Origin of the sequence: Amycolatopsis sp. NPDC004079, from assembly GCF_040610415.1 — a bacterium.
In the GTDB taxonomy this organism is placed as follows: domain Bacteria; phylum Actinomycetota; class Actinomycetes; order Mycobacteriales; family Pseudonocardiaceae; genus Amycolatopsis; species Amycolatopsis halotolerans.
Genome location: NZ_JBEXMH010000064.1, coordinates 14,382 through 40,093, shown reverse-complemented (window position 1 = coordinate 40,093; position 25,712 = coordinate 14,382). Strand labels below are relative to the sequence as shown.

21 protein-coding genes are annotated in these 25,712 nt (G+C 69.1%); 10 read left to right on the top strand and 11 right to left on the bottom strand.

The window, feature by feature from the left end; genetic code table 11:
• The first annotated feature begins 12 nt into the window (after window positions 1-12).
• Window positions 13-1,593 carry an SMI1/KNR4 family protein gene (locus tag ABZX37_RS40360; protein WP_354748823.1) on the top strand — a complete coding sequence of 527 codons (1,581 nt, stop codon included), beginning with the start codon at window positions 13-15 and terminating at the stop codon, window positions 1,591-1,593.
• Window positions 1,594-1,598: 5 nt separating this feature from the next.
• On the opposite strand, the gene ABZX37_RS40355 is transcribed toward ABZX37_RS40360, so the two are convergent.
• Window positions 1,599-2,600, bottom strand: a complete 1,002-nt coding sequence (locus tag ABZX37_RS40355; RefSeq protein WP_354748821.1) for a saccharopine dehydrogenase NADP-binding domain-containing protein — start codon at window positions 2,598-2,600, stop codon at window positions 1,599-1,601.
• A 72-nt stretch (window positions 2,601-2,672) separates the two neighbouring features.
• On the opposite strand from ABZX37_RS40355, the gene ABZX37_RS40350 reads away from it, so the two are divergent.
• On the top strand, window positions 2,673-3,617 hold the full coding sequence (locus ABZX37_RS40350) for a helix-turn-helix domain-containing protein (RefSeq protein ID WP_354748819.1): 945 nt from the start codon (window positions 2,673-2,675) through the stop codon (window positions 3,615-3,617).
• Here the strand turns inward: ABZX37_RS40350 and ABZX37_RS40345 are convergent.
• A complete protein-coding gene (locus tag ABZX37_RS40345; RefSeq protein WP_354748817.1) occupies window positions 3,614-4,648 on the bottom strand; it encodes an Lrp/AsnC family transcriptional regulator in 1,035 nt (344 codons plus the stop codon). The two genes, ABZX37_RS40350 and ABZX37_RS40345, sit on opposite strands and share 4 nt — an antisense overlap.
• A gap of 120 nt (window positions 4,649-4,768) precedes the next feature.
• Here ABZX37_RS40345 and ABZX37_RS40340 point away from each other — a divergent pair, with 120 nt between their 5' ends.
• Together ABZX37_RS40340 and ABZX37_RS40335 are read left to right on the top strand one after the other, a co-directional pair.
• The gene (locus ABZX37_RS40340; protein WP_354748815.1) at window positions 4,769-5,995 is read left to right on the top strand and encodes a M20 family metallopeptidase; all 1,227 of its coding nucleotides are present in this window, start codon (window positions 4,769-4,771) and stop codon (window positions 5,993-5,995) included.
• Complete coding sequence (locus ABZX37_RS40335) at window positions 5,992-7,305, top strand: MFS transporter (protein WP_354748813.1); 1,314 nt, start codon at window positions 5,992-5,994, stop codon at window positions 7,303-7,305. Before ABZX37_RS40340 ends, ABZX37_RS40335 begins: the two co-directional genes overlap by 4 nt.
• Here ABZX37_RS40335 and ABZX37_RS40330 read toward each other — a convergent pair.
• Entirely contained in the window at window positions 7,294-8,478 is a 1,185-nt protein-coding gene (locus ABZX37_RS40330; protein ID WP_354748811.1) for an FAD-dependent monooxygenase, read from the bottom strand. The two genes, ABZX37_RS40335 and ABZX37_RS40330, sit on opposite strands and share 12 nt — an antisense overlap.
• Window positions 8,479-8,581: 103 nt before the next feature.
• Here ABZX37_RS40330 and ABZX37_RS40325 point away from each other — a divergent pair, with 103 nt between their 5' ends.
• Entirely contained in the window at window positions 8,582-9,463 is an 882-nt protein-coding gene (locus ABZX37_RS40325) for a TetR/AcrR family transcriptional regulator C-terminal domain-containing protein (protein ID WP_354748809.1), read from the top strand.
• 59 nt (window positions 9,464-9,522) lie between these two features.
• Here the strand turns inward: ABZX37_RS40325 and ABZX37_RS40320 are convergent, their stop codons facing one another.
• Window positions 9,523-9,813, bottom strand: coding sequence for a hypothetical protein (locus tag ABZX37_RS40320; protein WP_354748839.1), 291 nt, complete (start codon window positions 9,811-9,813; stop codon window positions 9,523-9,525).
• Window positions 9,814-9,976: 163 nt separating this feature from the next.
• Between ABZX37_RS40320 and ABZX37_RS40315 the strand changes: the two genes are divergently transcribed.
• On the top strand, window positions 9,977-10,600 hold the full coding sequence (locus ABZX37_RS40315) for a TetR/AcrR family transcriptional regulator (protein WP_354748807.1): 624 nt from the start codon (window positions 9,977-9,979) through the stop codon (window positions 10,598-10,600).
• Here ABZX37_RS40315 and ABZX37_RS40310 read toward each other — a convergent pair.
• From ABZX37_RS40310 to ABZX37_RS40300, 3 genes are all read right to left on the bottom strand, one after another.
• Window positions 10,549-11,745 (bottom strand): MFS transporter, encoded by a 1,197-nt coding sequence (locus ABZX37_RS40310; RefSeq protein ID WP_354748805.1) that lies wholly within the window; start codon window positions 11,743-11,745, stop codon window positions 10,549-10,551. The two genes, ABZX37_RS40315 and ABZX37_RS40310, sit on opposite strands and share 52 nt — an antisense overlap.
• Before the next feature lie 70 nt (window positions 11,746-11,815).
• Window positions 11,816-12,415, bottom strand: a complete 600-nt coding sequence (locus ABZX37_RS40305; RefSeq protein WP_354748803.1) for a TetR/AcrR family transcriptional regulator — start codon at window positions 12,413-12,415, stop codon at window positions 11,816-11,818.
• Window positions 12,416-12,457: 42 nt separating this feature from the next.
• Window positions 12,458-13,474, bottom strand: a complete 1,017-nt coding sequence (locus tag ABZX37_RS40300) for an AraC family transcriptional regulator (RefSeq protein ID WP_354748801.1) — start codon at window positions 13,472-13,474, stop codon at window positions 12,458-12,460.
• 80 nt (window positions 13,475-13,554) lie between these two features.
• Here ABZX37_RS40300 and ABZX37_RS40295 point away from each other — a divergent pair, with 80 nt between their 5' ends.
• Both ABZX37_RS40295 and ABZX37_RS40290 read left to right on the top strand, forming a co-directional pair.
• Complete coding sequence (locus ABZX37_RS40295; protein ID WP_354748799.1) at window positions 13,555-14,646, top strand: winged helix DNA-binding domain-containing protein; 1,092 nt, start codon at window positions 13,555-13,557, stop codon at window positions 14,644-14,646.
• Between the two features lie 81 nt (window positions 14,647-14,727).
• The gene (locus ABZX37_RS40290) at window positions 14,728-16,203 is read left to right on the top strand and encodes an NAD(P)/FAD-dependent oxidoreductase (RefSeq protein WP_354748797.1); all 1,476 of its coding nucleotides are present in this window, start codon (window positions 14,728-14,730) and stop codon (window positions 16,201-16,203) included.
• On the opposite strand, the gene ABZX37_RS40285 is transcribed toward ABZX37_RS40290, so the two are convergent.
• Window positions 16,175-17,677: a glycosyl hydrolase family 18 protein gene (locus ABZX37_RS40285; protein ID WP_354748795.1), complete on the bottom strand. Its 1,503-nt coding sequence runs from the start codon at window positions 17,675-17,677 to the stop codon at window positions 16,175-16,177. The two genes, ABZX37_RS40290 and ABZX37_RS40285, sit on opposite strands and share 29 nt — an antisense overlap.
• A 125-nt stretch (window positions 17,678-17,802) precedes the next feature.
• Here ABZX37_RS40285 and ABZX37_RS40280 point away from each other — a divergent pair, with 125 nt between their 5' ends.
• A complete protein-coding gene (locus ABZX37_RS40280) occupies window positions 17,803-20,229 on the top strand; it encodes a Tex family protein (RefSeq protein ID WP_354748793.1) in 2,427 nt (808 codons plus the stop codon).
• A gap of 138 nt (window positions 20,230-20,367) precedes the next feature.
• Here the strand turns inward: ABZX37_RS40280 and ABZX37_RS40275 are convergent, their stop codons facing one another.
• Both ABZX37_RS40275 and ABZX37_RS40270 read right to left on the bottom strand, forming a co-directional pair.
• Window positions 20,368-22,095, bottom strand: a complete 1,728-nt coding sequence (locus ABZX37_RS40275) for an acyl-CoA dehydrogenase (RefSeq protein ID WP_354748791.1) — start codon at window positions 22,093-22,095, stop codon at window positions 20,368-20,370.
• Between the two features lie 12 nt (window positions 22,096-22,107).
• Window positions 22,108-23,436, bottom strand: a complete 1,329-nt coding sequence (locus tag ABZX37_RS40270; protein WP_354748789.1) for a serine hydrolase domain-containing protein — start codon at window positions 23,434-23,436, stop codon at window positions 22,108-22,110.
• A gap of 277 nt (window positions 23,437-23,713) precedes the next feature.
• Here ABZX37_RS40270 and ABZX37_RS40265 point away from each other — a divergent pair, with 277 nt between their 5' ends.
• Entirely contained in the window at window positions 23,714-25,273 is a 1,560-nt protein-coding gene (locus tag ABZX37_RS40265) for a DEAD/DEAH box helicase (protein ID WP_354748787.1), read from the top strand.
• Between the two features lie 90 nt (window positions 25,274-25,363).
• On the opposite strand, the gene ABZX37_RS40260 is transcribed toward ABZX37_RS40265, so the two are convergent.
• Window positions 25,364-25,702: a hypothetical protein gene (locus ABZX37_RS40260; protein ID WP_354748785.1), complete on the bottom strand. Its 339-nt coding sequence runs from the start codon at window positions 25,700-25,702 to the stop codon at window positions 25,364-25,366.
• Between the last annotated feature and the right edge of the window lie 10 nt (window positions 25,703-25,712).

Sequence of the window (25,712 nt, the reverse complement as noted above, 5' to 3'; positions counted from 1 at the left end):
TACGCTGGCGGCATGGATCTGGGGGAGATCGGGCGGACGTTGGCGGAACGGCTCCGAGACTGGGCAGGCGACGGCTGGTCCGAAGCGGTGTTGCAGATTTCGATGGGCGCCTGGGGGTCCGTCGAGGCGTGGACTGACGGATCGGATCGAGGCAATGGGCGCGATCTCCTCGATGCGATGCACGGGGCCTACCCGCGAGACCATCCTCCGGCAGTGTATGAGGTGCGGCTGCGCGCCGACGGCGCCTACCAATTCACGACCAGCCCCGACGTCGACCGTCTGTCCCCGGCCCGGCGCGTGTTCGATCCGGATTTCCGCTGCCCGCAGCGCCCGTCGCCGGGGATGCCGCGACCGGCGGGAGCCGAACCGACCAGTACGCCGACCGACCCGGCGGTGCTGCGGGAAGTCAGCGCGCTCGTCGCGGAATTCGCCGAGCGGTACACCGCGATCACCGGCCACGCGCCGGACTGGGAACCGGGGCGGAGCGAGGAGGAGATCGCGGCCGCCGAGGCGCGGATCCAAGCGCGGCTGCCGGAAGACCTGCGAGCGCTCTACCGGCTGATCGGCCGGGACTCCGGCGAAACCGGGCTGCTCGGCTACTTCGCCCACGACTCCCTCGACACGGTGGTCGAGGACTACCACTACAGCTTGCCCGGCGCCTACCGCGGAGCCGCCTGCGACGAACCGCAGTACAGAGCGGGCGTGGTGTTCGAGGCGATGCCACCGGGGCGGATCAAACGCGTCTCCCGCAACGACTGGTGGGTTTCTTTCGGCGGGAATCACAGCGACCAGTGGATCGCGGTCGATCTCGATCCCGCCGAGGGCGGCCGGTCCGGGCAAGTGATCGAACACGGCGAGGAGGTGGCTCAGCTGATCGCGTCGTCGGTCACCGAAATGCTCACCGACGTCGTGACCGCCCTTCGCGCGGGCAGATTCACCCGGCACGAAGGCGATCCCCGGCTCGAAGTCCAAGCGGCATTCCACGACGTCCCCTACAAGAACCACGTGCTTCTCGTCCGCGATGTCGCGAAACTGGACCTGACCGCCGAGATCGGCGCCGAGGATCCGGAAGTGATCCAATCCTGCCATCTCAGCGACGGCATCGACGTCGATCTGGCCGTGCTCGAACGGCTGGACGGGCTGCGCGAGGTAGGCGCCCATCGCATGAAAACCGTCGTCCCGAACGTCGCCGGGCTGCCGCTCCTGGAATCCCTCACCATCACCGCCGAGCAAACCGACCTCAACGCGCTCTCCGGGCATCCGACCCTGTGGGACCTCACCCTCAGCGGTCTCACCCACCCCGTCGACCTAACCCCGCTGGCCACTCTCCCGAACCTCACCCGGCTCACCATCGACGGCCTGAACATCCCGGCAATCGACCAACTGGCGCACCTAAAAGCCCTACGCATCCTCACCCTCGACGCCAGCCAGCTCACCCGTCTCCTGGCCTCCGGCAACCGCCTCCCCCAGCTGGCCGCACTCACCATCTCCGGCCGCGTCCTGCTGCCCGAAGCGGTCGGATTCCTCCGTCAGCTCCGCGGCACCGACGTCCATCTCGAAGAGTTCACCGGCTCGCTCAGCCCGTCCGTTTGACCCGTTTATCGCCACACGGCAGTGAAATCGGCGTCCGGTATCGCCGTCAGAAAGTCGGCAGCGTCGAACACCTCGCCCGGTGCCAGCGCGCCCGGGCCGCGGTACCTGCCGTCGAGGAGCCGGACTGTGGCTTCGGCCAAGATCGGTGCGGTCGTGGCGTAGATGTCGCGCCCGGTCGCGGTGGCGCGGCGAGTCTCCGTACCAAAGCCGACGGTGACTTCGACGGCGAAGCGTTGCGCCGAGCGTCCGTGCTCGTCGTGGGCTTGCGGGGCCGGGGTGTCCGGGTCGCGGAGGTCGTCGAGCGGGGCGGTGTTCAGCCAGGAGCGCAGGGTTCCCACCTTGAGATGCCGGTCGATGGTGACCGCCTCCGAGAACGGAAGCTCCACAGTGGACTGTGCGCCGATCGGCTCCGGGAAGTCCCATTCGCCGGTCGCCGGGTCGAAGATCGGGACGAGGACGCCGTCGCGGATGACCAGCCGGGGCGCGGTGTTGCGGGCGCCGGTGACCCGGGTTCCCTCCGTGGGCCACCACCGGTCGAGTCCGATGGCGATCTCGACCTCGTCAGCGGTCGTCTCGGGACCGAGTACGGCGGTGAGCAGCAAATCGGCCAGCCCGCCGTAGAACGCCATGGCGGGCATGACGACGGTCCCGGCCGAGCGGGCAGATGCGTCGAGTTCGCGGTAGAGCTGCTGGACGGCGGGCTGCTCAGCGGTGACGTCCAGGTAGTGGGTGCCGGTTTCGACGGCTGCCGTCGCGAGCGGGAGCGCGGTGTCCAGGAACGGGCCGGCGCAGTTGATCACCACCGCGACGTCGTTGAGGAGCGCACGTAAACCGGGGCCGTCGTCGATGCTTGCCGCGCGCCGGTCAAGATCCGCGAACTGCTGCAGCCGCGAGAGACTGCGCCCCGCGACGATCGGCTGAAGACCGCGTCGCAGCAACTCGTCGACCACGAACTTTCCGGTGTGGCCGCTGGCGCCGTAGACCAGGACACGCTGGGAATCTGTCATAAAGCTGATTCTGGACACTCTCGCGCGCCACTCGTGAGTGTCTGAAAGGACGAGTTGCGTACAGTATCGGACATGCCTCGACTGGTGCTCGTCCTGCACGAGCACGCGATGCTGTACGAGGTCGCGATCGCGGCCGAGGTCTTCGGCGTCGACCGTTCGGACCTCTCCCCCAGCGGCGCCTGGTACGACGTCGTCGTGGCGTGCCCGGAGCGGTCGCCGCGGCACTGGTTGCCCCATCTGCCCGCGATCGGCGTCTCGGAGATCGGCGTAGCCGCCGACCTGATCGTGGTCCCCTCCACGGATTCGCCCGGCGAGGAGATCGATCCGGCGCTCGCGGCCGCGCTCCGGGAGGCGCACGCGAACGGCGTCCGGATCGCGGCCCTGTGCACCGGCTCGTTCGTCCTGGCCGAGGCCGGACTGCTGGACGGCCGGATCGCGACCACGCACTGGATGCACGCCGACGACCTGGCCCGCCGCTATCCGCGCGTGAAGGTGCGCTCCGACGTGCTCTACGTCGACGAGGGCGACATCCTGACCTCCGCGGGCAAAACGGCCGCCCTGGACCTGTGCTTGCACCTGGTGCGCCGCGACCTTGGCGCCGCGGTCGCCAACGACCTCGGCCGCCGCCTGGTCGTCCCGCCGCACCGGCACGGCGGTCAGGCGCAATTCGTGTCCCCGCCGCCGTCCCCGGAAGGTTCCGCCCTGGCGCGCACCGCGGAGTGGGCACGGTCCCGGCTGGACCGACCGCTCACGGTCGCCGACCTCGCGCGCCACGCCGGTCTCAGCTCCCGGCAACTCGCCCGCCGGATGCGCGCCGAATTCGGGTCCGCCCCGCTGAACTGGCTGCACCGGCAACGCCTCGCCCGCGCACAGGAACTGCTCGAACGCACCGACTCCCCAGTCGAGCAGATCGCCGCGAGCTGCGGGATGGGCAGCGCCGCCACCCTCCGCCGCCACTTCCGCGACGCACTCGGCGTCTCGCCCTCCGAATACCGCGCGACGTTCCGGTTGACCTAAGGCGCTTCCCTCCGAGCCGGCGCAGGCATAGTCACCACGAACCCCGTACTCCGCCCCAAATCGTCCAGCAGCCAGCCCATCCGCTTGACCGTCCGCAGGATCAGCGCCGAATCCACCACCGACAGCGGCGCCAGATCCTGCTCCAGATGCTCCTGCATCCGCATCGACTCCTCGATCGAGCGCATCCACGTGGTCACCAACAGGTTCGCCGGACCGGGCAAACTCGCCATCTGCCGCACAGTCGGGTTGGCCCGCAACCGATCCACGCACGTCGACACGTGCGCCACCGGCACCTGGCACCACCAGTTCACGACAATCGGCGACGGCGTCAGCCCCTGCGCGATCTCGCAGCGGAACGTCAACGCGTCGGCGCTCAACAGGTGTCCGAGCTGTCGGCGGACAGTCGACACGGGGCGTCCGGTGATCCGCGCAAGGTCGGCCGCGCTGCGTCGGCCGTCCTCACCAAGGGCGACGGTCAGCGGGGCGTAAGGCTCTTCCCACGGCTGCAGCTTGGCCAGCCGCCCGCCGCCGATAGAGGGCAGTTGCGACAGGGCTTGCACGCGACGTCGGTCCAGCGCGCCGACTCGCCATGAGCTGCCTTCGACGTGCAGCCGCGACGCGAGGTGCGAGCGCGTGTTGAGCACGCCGGGCAGGCTGGGGATCGCGTCCAGCAGCAGGGCGGACAGGTCACGCAGGCCGAGACCGAAGACCGTCAGCACCAGGCTGTACTCGCGGGAAGCCTCCTCGATGCTGGCCACCGAAGGCCACGTCGACAGCTCCCGGATCAGCTCGCGCACCTGGCCGCTCGCGCAGCGGATTTCCACGTACGCCGCCTGCACCTGATAAAGCCCGGGCACGTGCGGATACGCCGTCACCCAGGCCGCTCCCCCGTCGCGCAGCCGCTCCCAGCGCCGCGCCAGCGTCACCGGGGAGGAGTCGAGGGCCACGGCCAGTTGCGTCCAGGTGGCACGGGGGCGCAGTTGCAGTGCGTGGATGAGCGAAAAGTCTTCCTCCTCCAGTGAGTCGATCATTGTTTCTTCTCCAGCGGGCCATCCTGCGAGCGATTCCGACAACTCTAACCCGATATCGGGCGTCGGTTCGCACACTCGACCACCAAGACGCCCGTTCCCCGACGAAGAGGAGCCGAGCCGGTGGACCTCCACGAAGACGCCCGCAGCCAGCAGGACGACCTGGCCCGGCTGCGCCGCGACCTGCACCGCGAACCCGAGATCGGTCTCGACCTCCCGCGCACCCAGGAACGGGTGCTGCGCGAACTCGACGGGCTCGGCCTGGAGGTCTCCACCGGCACCGATACGACGTCGGTGACCGCAGTGCTTCGCGGCAAAGGCTCCGCCCGCGATTCGGCTCAGCCGCGCACGGTCCTGCTGCGCGCCGACATGGACGCGCTCCCGGTGCAGGAGGCGACGGGCCTCGACTTCGCCGCTACCAACGGCGCGATGCACGCGTGCGGCCACGACCTGCACACGACGTCGCTGGTCGGCGCGGCGCGGCTGCTGCACACGCATCGCGACCGGATCAACGGCGACGTCGTCCTGATGTTCCAGCCGGGTGAGGAAGGCTGGGACGGCGCGGGCGTAATGCTGAAGGAAGGCGTGCTCGACGCCGCTGGCCGACGCGTCGACGCCGCGTACGGGCTGCATGTTTTCTCGTCGATGCTGCCCAGCGGCCAGTTCGCGAGCCGTCCCGGGACGCTGATGTCCGCTTCGCACAAGCTGCTCGTCACCGTGCACGGCGAAGGCGGCCACGGCTCGATGCCGCACCGCGCCAAGGACCCGATCTCCGCTGCGGCAGCGATGATTACCGCGCTGCAGACCATGATCACGAGGCGGCTGGACATCTTCGACCCGGCTGTGCTCACCGTCGGCGTCATCCGCGGCGGCACCAAGCGCAACGTCATCCCCGCGACCGCCGAGTTCGAAGCCACCGTCCGCTGCTTCTCCGACGACACCGCCGCCCTGCTGGACACCACGATCCGCGAGACGATCGACGGTGTCGCGCGGGCGAACGGCGTCACCGCGGACGTCGTGTTCGAGAACGAATATCCCGTGACCGTAACGGATGTCGACGAGACGGCGTTCGGAGCCGAGGTCGTCCGCGAGACGATCGGCGAGCAGTACTACACCGAATTGCCCAATCCGGTCGCCGGTTCCGAGGACTTCTCCCGCGTGCTCGCCGCGGTGCCGGGCACGTTCCTCGGCCTCGGCGCGCTGATGCCGGGCCTCGAACCGCACACCGCGCCCAACAACCACAGCCCGTACGCCGATTTCGACCCGTCCGTGCTGTCCCGTGCCGCCACCGTCTACGCAGAACTCGCCGTCCGCCGTCTCGACCGTTTCGCCGAAGGAGCAATGCGATGACTTCTGTGGTCTCAGACCGTCGCCGCACCCTCTTCGGGCTCGGTGCCGGCAACGCGATGGAATGGTTCGACTGGAACGTCTACGCCACCTTCGCATCCTTCTTCGCCGCACAGTTCTTCAATGCCCACAGCGCGGTTTCGGCCCTGCTGAGCACGCTGGCGGTGTTCGCGGTCGGGTTCGCCGCACGGCCGGTCGGCGGTTGGGTGTTCGGCTGGATCGCCGACCGCAAGGGCCGTCAGCTGGCGATGTCGCTGACGGTCGCGATCGCCGCCGCCGGCAGCCTGGTCATCGGCCTTTCCCCGACGTACGGCCAAATCGGCGTGTGGGCATCGGTGATCCTCGTGGTCGCGCGGCTGGCCCAGGGCCTCGCGCACGGCGGCGAGCTGCCGTCCGCGCAGACCTACATCGCCGAGGTCGCGCCGCCGGCCCGCCGCGGGTTGTGGTCGAGCCTGATCTACTTCTCCGGCACCTGCGGCGTCCTCGTCGGCACGCTGCTGGGCGCGGTTCTCTCCGGCGTCTTGACCCACGAGCAGATGCTGTCCTACGGCTGGCGCATCCCGTTCATCCTCGGCGGCGTCTTCGGGATTTACTCCCTCTACGTGCGGCTTCGCATGCGCGAGACCGAGGTGTTCCAGGCTTCGAAGAAGGACGCGGCGAAGGACAAGGGCCAGATCTGGCAGACGATCAAGCAGAACCCGAAACTGCTCGCACAGGTCGTCGGGCTGACGGTAGGCGCGACGGTCATCTACTACATGTGGGCCGTCGCCGCGCCGTCGTACGCGATCACCGTGCGCGGCGTCGCCCCGACCGGCGCGCTGTGGGCGGGCGTGTTCGCGAACGTCGTGTTCCTGATCGCCTTGCCATTGTGGGGAATGCTGTCCGACCGCATCGGCCGCAAACCGGTGCTGTTCATCGCGATCGCGGGCCTGCTCGTGCTGAGCTTCCCGCTGAACGCGATGGTCGGGCACGAGGCGTGGCAGCTGTTCGTGGCGATGTCGATCGCGCTGGTGTTCATGGCCGGGTTCTCCTCCATCGGCCCGGCCGTCTACGCGGAGATCTTCCCGACCCGCATCCGCGCGGTCGGCGTCGGCGTGCCGTACTCGATCGCGGTCGCGGCGTTCGGCGGCACGGCCCCGTACTTGCAGACGCTGTTCGCCGGGAACGGGCACCCGTCGCTGTTCGTCATTTACGGGATCGTGCTGATGGTGATCAGCGCGCTGGTCGTGTTCACGCTTCCGGAGACCCGGGGCGTCGATCTGCGGGAGAAGGCGGAGACGGCCGACCGGGCGGTCACCGGATCAGGAGCGTAAGGCCGGGTAGGGCTTCAGCGTGATGGCGTTCGCCGAGCGCTGAAGCCCGCCCAGCATCCGTTGCCGGCCTGGCAGGTGCGGCAATGCGCGCATGATCGCGTTGCGCACCCGGATGCCGTTCCGGGTCCGCGGGGCGAAACCCCTGGCCCCGCCGGGCGGGCGTTTCCGGTTCGCGGCCACGTAGTCCCGCATCTCGTCGGCGTAGCGGGCGAAGGCCGCTCGCGGGTCGTCCATAGTGGACAGTTCACCGGCGAGGACGTACGCGCCGACGACAGCCAGGCTGGTCCCCATGCCGAGCGAACCGCCGAAGGCCGAATCGCCGAGCAGGACCGTGCGGCCGCGGTGCCATTCCGTTAGCTGGACCTCCCTGGTGCGGGCGAAGTACAGGTCGTCCGGCAGTTGGTCGAGCAGGGCGGGAATCTCCCACCCGGCACCAGCGAACACCTCGGCCAGCGCGGCGGCCGGGTCTTCCCTCGACGAAAGCGGTTCCGGCGAAACGAAACCGAGCATGGCGCAGCATTCGCCAGCCGTGCCCAGCGGGTACAGCATGACGGCGCGGCCGCCGACCCCGTTGCCCGCGGGCAGGTTGTAAATCACCTCCCAGCCGGCCAGGTCGAGCTGGGTTCGGGCAGTGAAGTACGCGACGTCATAACCGAGGTCGCGCACTGATTTCGGACCGAAAACCATGGCCCGCACGCTGGATCCGATGCCGTCCGCGCCGACCACGACGTCGAACGTCCGCGCGGGGCCGTGAGTGAAGGTCGCGCGAATCCCTTCGGATTCCTCGGTCAGCGCGGCGATTTCGGTGCCGTATTCGATTTCAGAGTCTGCGGCGTCGTGCAGGATCCGTACGAGATCGCCACGCAGGATCTCTAGATCCGCGACCACTCCGCCAGAATCGCCGAAAGCATCCGCGGACATTTCGGCCACCCGACGGCCTTGTTCGTCGAGCCAGGCGATGCCGCGCGTGCCGGTGTGCACGGCACGGACCTCGTCCATCAGCCCCATGCGGGCGATCACCTCGCGGGCCGTGCCGCGAATGTCGATCGCCTGGCCGCCGGCGCGCAACGCGGGTGCGCGCTCGACCAGAGTCGGGTGAAAACCGTACTGCCGCAGCCAGTACGCGAGAGAAAGCCCGGCGACGCCCGCGCCGGAAATCAAAACAGTGCGCATGGGCAAACCGTACGAGCGTTTCTCCGTTCACGTACCTTTGCCCTAGTGCAGTTCTTCTCCGTTGCCGGAGGAGCTGTGGGAGCACTAGTGCACTGGGGAGTCGATGGATCCTGCGCCGTACCAGCGGATCGTGGCCGAGATCCGCGACCGCATCACGAGCGGACGGTTGCGGCCGGGCGACCGCGCGCCCTCGACCCGGCAGATCACCCGGGAATGGGGCGTAGCGATGGCTACCGCGACGAAGGTCATCGCCGAACTGCGCGGGCTGGGGCTGGTCGACACCAAACCGGGCGCCGGAACCGTCGTGCGGTCCGGCGAGCGGCAGCGGGAACCGGAGCTGAGCCGCGACCGGATCGTCCGCGCCGCGATCGGGATCGCTGACGCGGACGGGCTGCCCGCGGTGTCGATGCGCCGGATCGCCACCGAACTCGGCGTCGCGACGATGTCGCTGCACGGGCACGTCGGAGACAAGGACGAACTGGTGCATCTGATGGCCGACACAGTGGCAGGCGAAGCGATCCGCCGGGAACCGCCGATCCCGTGGCGGGCTTGCCTGGAAACCACCGTCCGTCTCTTGTGGACAGTCTGCAGGCGGCATCCGTGGGTGGCCGAGGCACTGTCCATGACCCGGCCCCGTCCCACGCCGAATCTGATGCGGTACTCCGAGTGGGTGCTGGCCGCCCTGCGCCGCGCCGGACTGCCCGCCGAAGAGCTGCTTCTGGTCCACCTCACCCTCTTCGGCCACGTCCGCGGCCTGGGGCTGACCTGGCAGTCGGAGGCGTGGGCCCGCCAGGACACCGGCGTCGCGAACGACGAATGGCTCGACGACCATGAGGCCGAGTTCCGGCGGATCGGCGCGACCGGCCGCTACCCCGCCCTGGACTACACGACCGCCCAGCCGGTCAGCCAAGACCTGGACCAGACCTTCGAATACGGCCTGCGCCTGCTCCTGGACGGCGTCGAACGGCGGCTGGGAAGTCCGTGAGGGGAACCCCGAGGGACTCTGATTCCCCCAGGGTTCCCCTCACGGACTTCTCGGCGGGTTCAGCTGTCCGCCTGGGTTTCGCCCAGTTGCCACCACAGCGCCGCCCGCAGCTGTTCGATCAGCGCCTCGTCGTCCTCCTCGCTCGGCTCGGCTCCGAGCGGGATCCACCGCTCTCCCACCAGTTCGCCGTCGTCGTAGCTGCTGATCAGTATCCCCGGATACGACACCGTCAGCTCGTCCTCCGGGCAGCCGGTCGCGCACGGCCGGTCGTCCATCCGGACGTGCCGGTAGTGCAACCGCACCCCGACCCACCGGCCGGGCGGCCGCGGCTGCTGGTCCGTGCCGTTCATCGCCCGCTCCCGCTCGCCCCACGTCCCCCGGCTGAAGGTCGCGGCCGGGGCGGCCGGAGTTACCGGCCGGTTGTTCCGGTTGGGTAACGGCATCCGGTGACCGCGCCGCCGGGGAGCCCGCACCGTGTTGACAACGACCTCGCCCGGCGGCGAGGCTGGCCCGGTGAGCAGCGGACCCCGGCGGCGGCTGGACCCCGCGCAGCGCCGGGCCGAGATCCTCGCCGCGGCCCGGCGGTGCTTCGGCGCGGGCAGCTACTCCTCGGTGTCCACTTCGGACATCGCGGCGGCGGCCGGGGTCGCCCGGCCGCTGATCAACCACTATTTCGGCGGCAAACGCGAGCTGTATCTCGAAGTGGTGCGGCAGATGACGATCGTGCCCGCCCCGGTCGTCGACGCGCTGCCCGACGGCCCGCCCCGGCTCCGGCTGGAGATCGGCATCGACCGGTGGATCGACGTCGTGGAACGCAACCGAGACGCCTGGCTCACGGTGATCGACGCGGCGCACGACCCGGAGGTCGAGCGGATCATGCGGGAGGCCGACGAGATCGCCGCCGACCGCGTGCTCGCTGCCGCCCAGCTGCCCGCGAACGGACATCCGCAGCTGCGGGCGATGATCCGCGCCTACGGCGGGATGCTGCGCGCCGCATCCCGGGAATGGCTGGTCCGCGGCACGCTCGAACGGGCCGAACTGCGCGCGTTCCTCGTGGAATCGCTGGTGCAGCTGCTGGAAACCACCTATCCGGCCGTATTGGCGCAGCAAACCTCCGGAACGGGCACCACCGGCTGAACCGCTCGACGACGGAACGCGGGCAGGATCGTCACAACCGCGGCCACGGCGATCGCGGCGCCGAGGACGATCGGCGCGCGCAGGCCGTACGGCTCGATCAGGCTGGCGCCGACAGACGAGCCGAGCATGACCCCGAGCGTGATGAACGACGAGTGCACCGTGTTGACCAGCGGACTGGTGTTCCCCGCCCGTTGCACTCGCACCGCCATCGCGGGGTTCATCGTCACGCCGGCCAGGCCGACCGCGAACATGAACGCCAGCGCCGCCGCGGGCACATCCGTGAACAGTGCGAAGCCGGTGAGGAAGACCGCGTTGAGGATGGTGCCGACGACGAGCGTCGCCACGGTGTGCCGGTCGGCGAGCCTGCCGACGACGTTGTTGCCGATGACCGTGGCCGCGCCGTAGCCGAGCAGGAGCAGCGGGACCGTGTCCGGCGAGAACCCGCTGAGCTGGGTAAGGATCGGAGTGAAGAAGCTGAACGCGGAAAACGTCGCACCGATGATCAGCGTGCTGGAGACGAGCGCGAGAATCAGCTTCGGGCGACGGAATACGCGGAAGTCCGCGGTTTCCCGCTGCTGAGCCCGCCCGGCATCGCGCACCTGGAACTGAGTCAGCAGCGCGGCGAGGACGGTCAGCAGGGTGATCGTCCAGAACGCCGCCCGCCAGCCGAAATGTCCGCCCGCGAAGGTCGCCACCGGCAGCCCGAGCAGGGTGCCGAGCATCAGGCCGTTCATCGCGACGCCGATCGCCCGGCCCCGCACGCGTTCGTCGACCAGCTGCCCGCACAGGGAAATCGCGATGCCGAAGAAGGCTTGCGACGCGACGCCGCCGATCACGCGGGCGACCACCATCACCGAGTACGTCGTCGCGAGCGCGGCCAGCACGTTGCCCGCCAAGAACACCGCGAAAATGACCATCAACGCCGCTTTCGGCCGGATACGCAGCAACGCCAGCGTCAGCACCGGGCCGCCGACTGCCATCGCGACGGCGAAGACCGTGATGAGGTAGCCGATCTGCGCGACGTCGACACCGAGTCCGGCAGCGAGCTGAGGCATCAGCCCGGCGACGGCGAATTCGCTGGTGACCATGGCGAAAATGCCTGCCGCCAGCACGTAGACCGCGGACGGCACTTGGGGCGAGGACATGAAAGACCCTTTTCTGTAACGATCGGTTCAAAACACGGTCAGCGTTCAACCGGGAAGGATGGGGGGGGTGTTACGGACGGAGTGCCCGGGTAGCGGCCTGGACGATGTCGGCCAGCCGGGCCAGCGGTGCGCCGCCTTGAGCGGAGATCCGCAGCCCGGCGACGCTGGCGTTCACATACGCGGCCAAGCCTTCCGCGGGAACCTCGGCGGTGACTTCGCCAGCCGCCCGACCTGCGCGCAACAGGTCGGTCAGCAGGCGCAGCCGGGCATCAGTGTCGCGGGCGACTTGCTCCAGAAATTCCGCGTTCTCGGTGTCGCCAGCCAGTTCCGCGACGGAATTCACGGCGAGACACCCGCTCGGCGCGCCGGTGCTCGACCGCTCGGCTTCTTCGAGGACCACCTTCGTCAGATAAGCCTCGATTCGCGCCACCGTGTCGCCCTTTTTCGCGATCACCTCGGCGGTGGCCTGCGCGGTGGTGTCGAGATAGCGGCCGAGGCATTCCGCGAACAGCGCACCCTTGCTGCCGAAGGTGTTGTACAGGCTGCTGCGGCCGAGACCGGTTGCCTGGCACAGCTCTTCGGCACTGGTCGCGTGAAAGCCCCGTCGCCAGAACAGCTCAGTGGCGGCGGTAAGGACTTGTTCGCGATCGAAGGTGCGAGGTCGAGCCATGCCGGCAGCCTACGGCATTATGTAACGAAGTGTCCATAACGGCTATCGGTTGCGACGGGCGTACGCGGCGGGCGTGGTGCCAGTCCAGCGTTTGAACGCGTAGATGAAGCTCGACGCCTCGGCGTAGCCCAGCCGGAGCGCGACGTCGTCAACGGACAGCACGCCGGTGTCGAGCATTTCCTCAGCGAGCGTCTGACGGACTTCGTCCAGCAGCTGGCGGTAGCCGGTGCCCGCCTCGGTCAACCGACGTCGCAGCGTTCGCGCGCTGAGCGTGAGCTGACGGGCGATCTCGTCCATCCCGGCATCCGCGCCGCCCAGCCGCACCAGCCGTTCCCGCACCAGCTGCGGGACCCCGGATCGCGCGCGGCGACGGGCGACGAGGGCATCGCACTGCGCGGCACACAACGCGACGGTCTGCTCGTTGGCCTGCGGCAACGGAAGGTTCAGCAGCTCCGGATCGAGGATGACCTGATGCTCGGCCGCCCCGAAAATCGGGCTCACCCCGAAGGCGGTCCGATATGCGTCCACAAAGGACGAAGACGGAAACCGGAACTCCAGCCGTTCCAAGGAGATCTCCGGCAAGAGATCCCGCATGACGGTGCAGATCGCGGACAGGTCGCGCAGTGCGAGGAAGCGCGCGACGTCTTCGGGGACCCGCGAATCGTCCAGCACCAGGCGGAGTCCGGCGGCGTCGAGCTCGACGTGCGGAATGCAGAAGGTGAACGACAAATCCAGATACCGCAAGGCGAACACCATCGCGTCGCGCATCGTCGGGCTGCTGATGCAGGCGAAGCCGAAGATCCCGAACGTCGTCGCGCGGTACCGGCAGCCGAGGCTGAGCGCGACGTCGTCGCCGGAGCCGACTGTCGACAGCAACGCGCGCACGACGGCCAGCTCCTGCCGAGCGTCGAGCTGCCGGTCCGGCGCGCGCAATTCCTCGACCGGCACACCAGGCAGCGCGACGCCGCGTTCCTCGGCGAACCGGTGCATGAGCAGCACACTCGCCGTGCCGCGCGGGTAGTCCCAGTCGCGGATGGCGGGTGCGGCTAGCTCGGCCATGGCCGGAATTATGGATCAACCGGCCGCCCGCGTGCCGATCGAGGGCCAAAACTGTCCGGGTTGCTCGTTAAGCTCCCGCCGTGCACCTTTCCCACCGCGTCCTCAACCGCGCGACCCTCGACCGGCAGCTGCTCTTGCAGCCCGCCAAGATGCCGGTCCTCGACGCCGTCGCGCATCTCGCCGGGCTGCAAGCGCAAGCGCCGTTCCCGCCGTATTACGCGCTGTGGTGCCGGTTGCCGGGGTTCCAGCCGGACGATCTCGCGAGCCTGCTGCTCGACCGCAGCGTGGTGCGGATGGTGCTGATGCGCGGCACGGTGCACCTCGTCCCCGCCGCCGACGCGCTGGCCTGGCGTCCGCTGACGCAGATCGTCATGGACCGCGCCCTGACAGCCGCCAACCAGCACCGGGAGCCGTTGTCGAAGCTCGACCACGACGCCGTGGCGAAGACGACCAGCGAGCTGCTGCGCGAGCGGCCGTATTCAAGCGACCAGCTCGGCAAAGCGCTGGTCGAGCACTACCCGGAGACTCCTGCCGCGTCGCTGATGTTCCTGGTCCGCGCCGTCCTGCCACTCGTGCAGATCCCGCCGCGCGGCATCTGGGGCAAGGCCGGGCAGCCGACCTACCAGGTCGCGGACCACTGGCTCGACGGCGTCGCCGCGCCCGAACCGTCCGCCGCCGAACTGGTGCGCCGCTATCTCGCCGCGTTCGGTCCGGCGACGGTTGCGGACGTGCAGGCTTGGGCTGGCGTCACGAAGCTCGGCGAGGTAATCGAGGAGATGGACCTGCGCACCTACCTCGATCCCGAAGGCCGCACGCTCTACGACCTGCCGGACGCCACGCTGCCCGACGAGGACACGCCCGCGCCGCCGCGGCTGCTGGGCCCGTTCGACCAGACGCTGCTGTCCTACGCCGACCGCACGCGGATGATCAGCGACGAGCACCGCAAACGCGTGATCACCATAAACGGCCTGGTCAAAGGCACCCTGCTGGTCGACGGCCGGGTCCGCGGGAGCTGGGAAACCACGACCACGCGCGAGTCAGCGGCAATGGCGCTGACGCCGTTCGAGCGCATCTCGAAGCGCGACACCGCCGCGTTGGAGAGCGCCGGACGGAAGCTGCTCGCGTGGGCCGAGCCCGGCAAGGCGCACGAGGTCCGGCTGATGAGCGAGTAACCGCGTCCGGTGGCCGGAATTCTCGATCGAGTGGCCGTTCGTGCCCTTCCGCACCGGCGGCCGCCTGCGTAGCTTCGGGCTATGGACGACACCCCGTCGGTGCTGGTAGTGGGCACCGGGTTCGGCGGAATCGGCGCCGCGATCGAGCTGAAGCGCGCCGGTTTCCCGAACGTCACGATCCTGGAGCGGGCGGCCGAACCGGGCGGCGTGTGGCGCGAGAACACCTACCCCGGCGCGGCCTGCGACATCCCGTCGCCGCTGTATTCGTTCTCGTTCGAGCCCAACCCGGACTGGCCGAAGCGGTACGCGATGCAGCCGGACATCCACGCCTATCTCAAGCACGTGATCGCGAAATACGGCATCGAACCGCACATCCGCTACAGCCGCGAGGTCACATCCGCGACCTACGAGGACGGCCGCTGGCGGGTCGAGACCGCACAAGGCGAAACCTTCGAGGCAGACGTCTTCGTGCCCGCCGTCGGCCAGCTCTCCCGGCCGGCTTGGCCGTCGATCCCGGGCCGCGAGACCTTTACCGGCGAGGCGTTCCACTCCGCCGAGTGGAACCACGAAATCCCGTTGGCGGGCAAGCGGATCGCGGTGATCGGCACCGGCGCGAGCGCGATCCAGTTCGTGCCGGAGATCCGCAAGGAAGCCGCGCACGTCACCGTCTTCCAGCGCACGCCGCCGTACATCATGGGCAAGAACGACGGCCGCTACAAAGCCTGGCAGAAGCGGCTTTTCCGCCGTCTGCCGAAAACACAGCTGTTCGGTCGCGCCCGGATCTTCCTGCTCGCCGAGTACGCGACCTACGGCATGACGCGATATCCGTTGCTGACCAAGATCTTCGAATTGCGCACCGCTCAGCTGCGCCGTCGCCATCTCAAGGACCGCACCCTGCGCCGCAGTGTGCGGCCCAACTATCCGTTGGGCTGCAAGCGGATCTTGTTCACCAACGACTACCTGCCCGCGCTCGCCCAGCCGAACGTGAGTGTCGAAACATCCTCGATCAAGGAAATCACCCCGCGCGGCATCCGCACCGCGGACGGCGTGGAGCACGAAGCGGACGTGCTGATCTACGGCACCGGTTTCAAGGCGACCGAATTCCTCGGCCCGATGAAGGTGCTCGGCCGCGACGGCCGGTCACTGTCCGAGGCGTGGCGTTGCGGCGCGCGGGCGTACCTCGGCATGACAGTGCCGGGATTCCCGAACCTGTTCTGCGTGTACGGCCCCAACACCAACCTCGGCGCGGGCTCGATCATCTACATGATCGAGCGGCAAGCGCGCTACCTCCGCCAGGCCGTCGAGCACCTCGCCCGGCCGGACGTGGCGTCGCTGGAGGTGCGGGCAGAAGTCGAGGAGCGCTACGACCGCGAGGTGCAAGCGCGGCTTTCGCACAGCGTCTGGAGCGGGTGCACAAGCTGGTACCGGCAGGAAAACGGCCGGGTGAGCACCAACTGGCCCGGGCTGGTCACCGAATACGACCGCCGGACCAGGGCACTCGACCCGGCCGACTACCTGGTGCGTTCGATCAGGGCAGGTTCTTCAGGCCCGCGCTGACCGTGTTGGCGAACCCGTACCCGTTCGACGCGTCCCAGTTGATGGACCAGGTCATCGCGCCGCGGAACTCCGGATACGCCGCCGACGGCTTGAACGAGCTGCAGTCGGTGCCCTTGGCCATGCAGTTCATCGCCGACACCACGTTCGACGGCGACTGGTACCCGCCGCCCGCGGCCGAGCCCGAGGACGGCAGCCCGAACGCGACCTGGTCGGCCCGCAGGCCGCCCTGCAGCTGGATGCACGAAAGCCCGGTGAGGAAGTCGACCGTGCCCTGGGAGTAGACGTTCCCGTTGCAGCCGAGCATCGCGCCCGAGTTGTAGTACTGCATGTTGACGACGGTGAGGATGTCCTTGACGTTCAGCGCCAGCTGGAAGTAGCCGCCCTGGGTGGACTGCATGTCGATCGTCTGCGGCGCCATGGTGATCACCGAGCCGCCGCCGTCGTGGATGCTGCGCAGCGCCTGGCCCATGTAGGTGGCGTTGATGCCGTTCTCCAGGTCGATGTCGACGCCGTCGAAACCGTAGGTGGAGATCAGCTGCTTCACCGAGTTGGCGAAGTTGCTCGCCGAGGAGCTGTCGCCGACGCTGATCGTGCCCTTCTCGCCGCCGACCGAGATGATCACCTTCTGGCCGCGCGCCTGCACGGTCTTGATGTCGTCGCGGAACTGCGCGTCGGTGTAGCCGCCGAGCTTCGACGACAGGCCCGGGTCGAGCGTGAAGCTCACCGCGCCGGGCGTGCTGGTGGCGTCGGCGAAGGCGACCGCGATGACGTTGTACGTCGTGGGCACGTCAGCCAGCCTCAGCGTCTTCGCGCCGTTGTCGAAGTTCTGCCAGTAGCCAGTGAGGATGTGCTTCGGCAGGTCGCCGTTGTGCGGCGGCGTGCTGGTCGTGGTGGTCGTCGTCGGCGAGGTCGGGGTCGTCGGAGTGGTGGACGTCGGCGAAGTCGGGTTCGTGGACGTGGTGGGCGGGGTGCCCGGGCCGTCGAGGTTGACGTCGTCGGCGAGGTAGGCGGGCTGGCCGTACCAGCCGTGCAGGTACACCGTGAGGCTCGTGGACGAGCCGGTGGTGAAGCTCAGGCTGAGCTGCTGCCAGCCGGTCGCGCCGGGCGTCCAGGTGTTCTGCACCGCGGAGCCGGAGACACCGAGGTAGACGTAGCTGCCCTGGACCCACGCGGACAGCTTGTACGCGGTGTTGGGCTGCACAGTGACCTGCTGGGAGCACTGCGCGGTGTCGGAGCCCGACGGTGCCGCGCTCAGCGAGTGGCTGCCGTCGTGCGCTTGGGTCGAGACGACCGACGAGGTGCCGGTGCAGGTCCAGCCCGACGTCGAGCCGGTCTCGAAGCCGGGATTGGCGAGGATGTTCGCGGCCGACGCGCTGCTGGTGCCGAGGGCGAGCGTGACACCGAGCGCGAGCGCGACCGAGGCCAGCAGGGACACCAGGGCAGGCAGCCGCCGGGGGGACGGGTGTGGGGACACGGGCAGACCTCCGCACGACAGTGAGCCAGGTCACCTCAAAATGGACTAGACCAATACGGATGTCAAGGAACTTCCGGAGGGGCTTCGGCGGGCCATCCGCAGCGGGCGGGGCGGGCAGCGGCACAATGCAGGCTCGGAGCAACCCGAGACGAAGCAGGAGCCTGGTTTTGAGCGTGCAGTCGGTCGAGCAGCGGATCGCCGAAGAGCTGGGGGTGCGCGAAGGGCAGGTCAAGGCCGCCGTCACCCTCCTCGACGAGGGGTCCACGGTGCCGTTCATCGCCCGGTACCGCAAGGAAGTCACCGGAGAGCTGGACGACGCGCAGCTGCGCACGCTCGAGGAGCGGCTGCGCTACCTGCGCGAGCTGGACGAGCGCCGCGGCGCTGTGCTGGAGTCCATCCGGAGCCAGGGCAAGCTGGACGAGGCGCTCGAGGCGCAGATCCTCGCCGCGGACACGAAGTCGCGGCTGGAGGACATCTACCTGCCCTACAAGCCGAAGCGGCGGACCAAGGCGCAGATCGCCCGCGAGGTCGGTCTGGAGCCGCTGGCCGACGGCCTGCTGAGCGACCCGACGACGGATCCGCAGGCAGCCGCCGCAGTGTTCGTCGACGCGGACAAGGGCGTCGCGGACGCACAGGCCGCCCTCGACGGCGCGCGCGCCATCCTGGTCGAGCGCTTCGCCGAGGACGCCGACCTGATCGGCGAACTGCGCGAGAAGATGTGGACCGAGGGTCACCTGGCGTCGAAGGTCCGCGCCGGCAAGGAGACCGACGGGGCCAAGTTCTCCGACTACTTCGACTTCTCCGAGCCCTACACCAAGCTCCCCTCGCACCGGATCCTCGCGATGCTCCGCGGCGAGAAGGAAGAGATCCTCGACCTGTCGATGGAGCCTTCCGAGCCGGTCGCCGAGGACGCTCCGCCCCGCGTCGGCCCCACCGAGTACGAGCAGCGCATCGCCGCGCGCTTCAGCATCAGCCAGCAGGACCGTCCCGGGGACAAGTGGCTCGGCGACACCGTGCGCTGGGCCTGGCGCACGAAGATCCTCCTGCACCTGGGCATCGACCTGCGGATGCGGCTGCGCCAGTCGGCCGAGGACGACGCCGTGCGCGTGTTCGCGGCGAACCTGCGCGACCTGCTGCTGGCCGCCCCGGCGGGCACCCGCGCGACGATGGGCCTCGACCCGGGCTTCCGCACCGGTGTCAAGGTGGCCGTGGTCGACGCGACCGGCAAGGTCGTCGACACCCACGTCATCTACCCGCACCAGCCCGCGAACAAGTGGGACCAGTCGATCGCCGAGCTGGCCGTGCTGGCCGGGAAGCACAACGTCGACCTGATCTCGATCGGCAACGGCACCGCCTCGCGCGAGACCGACAAGCTGGCGATCGAGCTGATCAAGAAGCACCCGGAGCTGAAGCTCACCAAGGCCGTCGTGTCCGAGGCGGGCGCTTCGGTGTACTCGGCCTCGGCGTTCGCTTCGCAGGAACTGCCGGGCATGGACGTCTCGCTGCGCGGCGCGGTCTCGATCGCGCGCCGGCTGCAGGACCCGCTGGCCGAGCTGGTGAAGATCGACCCGAAGTCGATCGGCGTCGGCCAGTACCAGCACGACCTGTCCGAGGTGTCGCTGTCGCGTTCGCTGGACGCGGTGGTCGAGGACTGCGTGAACGCGGTCGGCGTGGACGTGAACACCGCGTCCGCCCCGCTGCTGACCCGGGTTTCGGGCATCACGACGTCGCTCGCGGAGAACATCGTGGCGCACCGCGACGGCAACGGCCCGTTCCGCTCGCGGACCGCGCTCAAGGACGTCGCGCGGCTCGGCCCGAAGGCGTTCGAGCAGTGCGCGGGCTTCCTCCGCATCCCGGACGGCGACGACCCGCTCGACGCGTCCTCGGTGCACCCGGAGGCCTACCCGGTCGTGCGGCGGATCCTCGACCGCACCGGCAGCGGCATCCGCGAGCTGATCGGCAACGCCCGGACCCTCCAGGCGCTGAAGCCCACCGAGTTCGTCGACGACACCTTCGGGCTCCCGACGGTCACCGACATCCTGTCGGAGCTGGAGAAGCCGGGCCGCGACCCGCGTCCGGCCTTCAAGACCGCGACGTTCGCCGAGGGCGTCGAGAAGATCGGCGACCTCAAGCCGGGCATGCGGCTGGAGGGCGTGGTGACGAACGTGGCCGCGTTCGGCGCGTTCATCGACGTCGGCGTGCACCAGGACGGTCTCGCGCACGTTTCGGCGCTGTCGAAGAACTTCGTGAAGGACCCGCGCGACGTCGTGAAGCCGGGCGACATCGTGAAGGTGAAGGTGCTGGAGGTCGACGTGCCGCGCAAGCGGATCTCGCTGACGCTGCGCCTGGACGACGAGCCCGGCGCGGGCACCAACCGCGGCGGTGGCGGCGGTCGCGACCGTGGCCAGGGCGGCGGTCAGGGTGGCGGCGGCCAGCGCCGGAACCAGCCGCAGCAGCGCGGCGGTGGTGGCGGCGGTGGCCGGGACCGTCGCGACTCCGGCGGCAACGGCTCCATGGCCGACGCGCTCCGGCGGGCCGGATTCGGCAAGTAGAACGCCCCAATGCCACATTGGGTGCGTCTGACGCACCCAATGTGGCATTCGGTGCGCTCAACGCACCCAATGCCACATTGGGGCGTTCTCAGCAGCGGGTGCGGCGGCCCAGAGGACCGCTCTAGTGAGTGATGCGCGTCAGGGATTCATCTCGTACGCGCCGGAAAGCTCGCGCACGATCGACCACACGCGGCCGAACCGCTCGTCGTCCACCACCGGCTTCCGCAGCCCGGCCAAAGCCAGCTCCTGCTGCTTCTCCGTGGAACTCGGCTTGCCGTGCAGATCGACCGCGGCGACGCTGAAGTCCTGCACCAGCACGGCGAACAGCTGGTCCAGCACATCGTCTGACACGCCGGTCAGCTCAGCCTGCTCCAGGATCAGCTGCCCGTACACGACGAGAGTGAACAGCTCGGTCAGCGCCAGGCCGAAGTCCAGGTCCTTCTGCTGCGCCTCGTCCGGCGTCGCCTCCGACAGGAGGCGCACCAGCACATTGGCTTGTTCGGTGAACCGGGCGACGTTCGGCAGGTGCTTCGCGTTCTCGTACACCGGTTTCCAGTCGTGGAACCGGATCTTGGACAGTCCGCGCGCGGGGCCCTGGCGGAACAGGAAGTCGTCGTCAGCGGCGTCGTCGCGGGTGGGCACCGCCGGGTATTCCTGCGGCGCGAACAGGTATGCGGGCATGAACTTCGCGATCAGCGCGAGGTTGACCGCGACCGTGCCCTCCAGCTTGGGCAGGCCGTCGATGTCGTTCTTGGCCATCGCGAGGTAGGTGTCGGCCTCGAAACCCTTGGCCGCCACGACATCCGCGACCAGCCCGATCACCTTCTGCGCCTCGGTGGTGACCTTCATCTTGGTGATCGGGTTGTACAGCAGGTAGCGGCGGTCCTGCTGGTTCGCCGAGCGGAAGTAGTCGATCGCGCGGTCGGAGAACAGCTTCATCCCGGTCAGCCGCGCGTAGGCCTCGACGAATTCGCGGCGCACGTGCGGGAAATCGGTGACCGGGTTGCCGTACAGGATCCGGTTCTGCGCGTGCGTGACCGCCTCGTACAGCGAATGCGTCGCCATCCCGATGCCGCCGAAGCACAGGTTGAACTTGCCGATGTTGACCGTGTTCAGCGCGGCGCTGAAGGCCTCCGGCCCGGTGTGGAGGAGGTCCTCGGCGCGCACCGGGTAGTCCTCAAGCCGGAACTCCGCGACGTACATCTGCGACGGCACGATGTTCTTCACGACGTGGTAGTTCGGGTGCTCGGAATCGGCGTAGAAGAACACGTACTGCTCGGGTCCTTCGACGCCCTCGATCCGGCCGAACACCGAAACCGTGCGCGCGCAGTTTCCGTTGCCGATGTAGTACTTCGACCCGTTGGCGCGGTAGCCGCCCTCGCCGTCCGGGGTGAGCACGAGGTCGGACGAGTAGATGTCCGCGCCGTGTTCCTTTTCGGACAGTCCGAACGCGCCTACCCCGCCCTCGGCCAGCGCTTCCGCCGCGCGCTTGCGGGCGGCCGCGTTTCCGCTCTGCCACACCGGTCCGAGGCCCAGAACGGTGACCTGGAACGGGTACCAGTAGTTGAGGCCGTAGAAGCCGAGGATTTCCGCCAGCGCGGCGATCCGGCTGGTGTCCCAGCGCTTCTCGGCGTCCCCGGCCGAATCCGCGGCCGGGGTGAGGAAGGTGGCGAACAGGCCCTCCTTGCCCGCGAACTCCAGGAAGTCGGCGTAGAACTCGCGGTCGTGATACGCCTCCGCGAGCCGGCGCTTGCCGCGCGATTCGAACCAGTCGATCGTCGCCCGCAGCAGCCGCTGGGTCTCCGGGTCGAACTTCCGGGCGTCGTAGTCGCGCGGGTTCAGCAGCGCTGTCGCCGTTTCGCTCATCGCATCTCCAGGTCAGCCGATATTACTGCCCGGTAACTTTAGCGCGGTGCGGCCGCCGAATTCCACCGCGTCCACCCGGCCGTGGTCATCCCGGCGGAAACGCGCACTCGGCCTGCGGGTGTCGGAGGCGCGGGCCAGCACATCCTCGGCGACGAAGACGACTTCGAACGGCGGGGCCGAGAGGATGTCCGGCTGATCGGTGTCGAGGATCATCTGCGCCCAGAGCGCGCCGTCACGTTCGGTCACCTCGAAGATGAGCGAGCCCGTCCGGTACCGCCCAGGGCAGTCGCCCGGGTCGATCGCCCTGGACGGACGCCCGTCCAGTTTCGGCAGGTCAGCGAGGTTCTCGAGACACCAGTCGACGATCCCCGGACCGAGCGCGCCGCCGCCCGCGCTGTTGGTGAGCACGGTGACCGCTAGGTTCTCGCTCGGCGCCATCACGAACTCCGACAGCTGCAGGTTGCTGACGTTCCCGCCGTGCCGCACCAGCTGCGCATCGCCGTGGCTCAGCCGCAGCCAGGACAGCCCGACCTCCTCGAACGGCAACGCGCCCTTGCGCTGCGCGTTGTGCATCAGGCGACGGGTCTCGTCGCTCAGCACCTCCCCGCCGGCCAGCTGGAATCGAGCCCATTTCAGCTGGTCACGGGCAGTCGACCAGAGACCGCCGGCCGGAGCGTCCGCCCGGACGAGGCCGACGGTGTGCGCGACCGCCGGACCTTCCTCGCGCAGCGCGTGCCCGACCGCGTGCCGCCGGGTGAGCACGTCCCAGGGCTGGAAGTACGAGTCCGTCATGCCGAGCGGCTCCAGCAGCCGGGTGCGCACCAGGTCCTCGTAGCTGCCGCCGGACACCGCCTCCGCGACGCGTCCGGCCAGCAGGAATCCGGCGTTGCAGTAGGAGAACACCTCGCCGACCGGGAACACCTGCGGCAGCTCGTCGAACTGCCGCACGGCGCGGGCGAGCGCGTCGTCGCCCCAGCCGGTGTTGACCTCGATGTCGCCGAGGAAGCCGGACGAGTGCGTGAGGAGGTGGCGCAGCGTGACGGTCTTGGTCGCGAGCGGGTCGGACAGCCGCAGCTCCGGGAGGTACTCGACCACCGGCCGGTCCAGTTCGAGCACGCCGTCCTCGACCAGCACGAGCACGGCGGCGGCGGCGAACGTCTTGCTGGTGGAGCCGATCATGAACAGGGTGTCGTCGTCCACCGGCGTTCCGGTGTCCACACTGGACACTCCCGCGGTCAGCAGGATTTCCTTGCCCTCGTGGAGAATCCCGGCCGAGACACCGGGAACTCCCGCTTCCCGCGCCCATTCGCCCAGCAGTCCCCGGAGTTCGTCTGCGCTCATGCGGCCAGCCTCGCACCCCCGGACGCGGCGGCGATGGTGGAAACGAACGAACATCGCGCACCCGCTTCGTCGGTTCGCGCGTGGCGGCCTGCGGGCGATATCACGTAGCCCGCTGGATCTTGGGACGGTATAGTGGACGGTGCGGTCCGCTCAGTTCTGCCTCGGACCGCGTTTCACTGTTGTCGACGACCACGCGCCGCAGCCACCCGAGGCCGCGCCGGGCAGGACAACCGCGCTACGTACGGAGATACGGGACGCTTTCGCGTCCGCACCAACCATGACGACTTTCACTGAACTCGGCCTGCCCAAGACTCTTGTCGACGCGCTCGCCGCACAGGGCGTCACCGAGCCCTTCCCGATCCAGGCCGCCACGCTCCCGCACACGCTCGCGGGCCGCGATGTCCTCGGCCGCGGCCGCACCGGCTCCGGCAAGACCTACGGCTTCGTGCTGCCCGTGCTGGCCCGCCTGGCCGCGGGCCCGACGCGGCGGCGCCCCGGCCGGCCCCGGGCGCTGATCCTCGCCCCGACGCGCGAACTGGCCACCCAGATCGAGGCCGCGATCGTGCCGCTGGCGCGCCCGCTGGGCCTCAAGGCCACCACGATTTTCGGCGGCGTGAGCGCGAACCCGCAGATCACCCGCCTGCGCGACGGCGTCGACATCGTCGTCGCCTGCCCCGGCCGGCTCGCCGACCACATGCGCTCCGGCGAAGCGAAGCTGGACAAGATCGAGATCACCGTGCTCGACGAGGCCGACCACATGGCCGACCTGGGCTTCCTGCCCGAGGTCCGCCGCATCATGGCGGCGACCCCCGAGCGCGGCCAGCGCCTGCTGTTCTCCGCGACGCTCGACAACGGCATCGACGTGCTCGCGAAGCGCTTCATGAACGACCCGATGCTGCACAGCGTCGACTCGGCGCAGTCCCCGGTCTCGACCATGACGCACCACGTGCTGCACCTCGAGGAAACCCACCGCCTGCCGGTCCTGGTCGACCTCACCGCGGCTCCCGGCCGCACCCTGGTCTTCACCCGCACGAAGCACCGCGCGAAGGCCCTCACCCGCAAACTGGTCGCGAGCGGCGTACCCGCTGTCGAACTGCACGGCAACCTCGGCCAGAACGCGCGCACGCGCAACCTGGAAGCGTTCTCTTCCGGTGCCGCGAAAACCCTGGTGGCCACGGACATCGCCGCCCGGGGCATCCACGTGGACGACGTCACGCTGGTCATCCACGCCGACCCGCCGGTCGAGCACAAGGCCTACCTGCACCGCTCCGGCCGCACCGCTCGCGCGGGCGCTTCGGGCACCGTGGTGACGCTGATGACCGACGAGCAGGTCTCGGACGTCCGCGCACTGACCCGGAAGGCGGGCATCTCGCCGACCACCACGCGGATCTCGCCCTCGCACCCGCTGCTGGCCGAACTGGCCCCCGGCGACCGTTCGTTCACCGCATCGCCGCGCCGCCCGGTAGTGGACAACCGCCCCAAGACGGTGACCGCTTCCGGCGCCGCACCGGGAACCGGCCGCCGCCGAGGCGCTCCTTCGGAAAACCGAGGCGGCCTCGGCGCCCGGACCGGCTCGCAGCCCCGCCGCTCCGGTGGCGGCCGCGGCGGACCTCGTCAGGGCACGGAGCCACGCGCCGCGCGGGCCGGGTCCCCGGCTGGTTCGGACCGGCAGGCAGGCCAGGCTCGCCGGGAAGACCAGCGCCGCGGTACGGGTGCCGGCCGCCGAGGCACGGAGGGCACCGGCCGCCGCGCTGCCGGCGGCGACCGTCGCGGATCGGGCCAGCCGCCGCGAAACCGCCGCAACGGCTCCGGCGGACGGCGTCAGACGGAGTCCTGAGTTTGCTCTGGGCGGGTCGGGGATCAGCTTGTTTGGTCCCCGATCCGCCCAGAACTTCCTGGCTTTCGACTCCCGAACGATGCGAGACGCTTACTCCTCTTCGTCTGCAAACCAATCGCCGATGAATTTCCACTGAAAAGACGCTTTCCAGGAATCATCGTCGGCGAGCCAGCCAACAATAGCGGCACAGACCTTTTCCCGGGACACCGTCAAGGTCTGATAGTGCCGAGTCGGCCTCCCGTCGCGGTATTCCAGCTGGTACACCCCGTTATCGCGAAGCCATACCTGGATGAAGACCACTTTCGGTTCTCTGTCGCTGGAGATGACCGCGTTTCCGCCGCGCGCCATCGACTCGAGGACCGCGATAACATTCGCTTCCACTGGGTTTCCGATGGCGACGCCATTCGAAGCCTGCAGTGTGGCCTTCATATTGTGACGC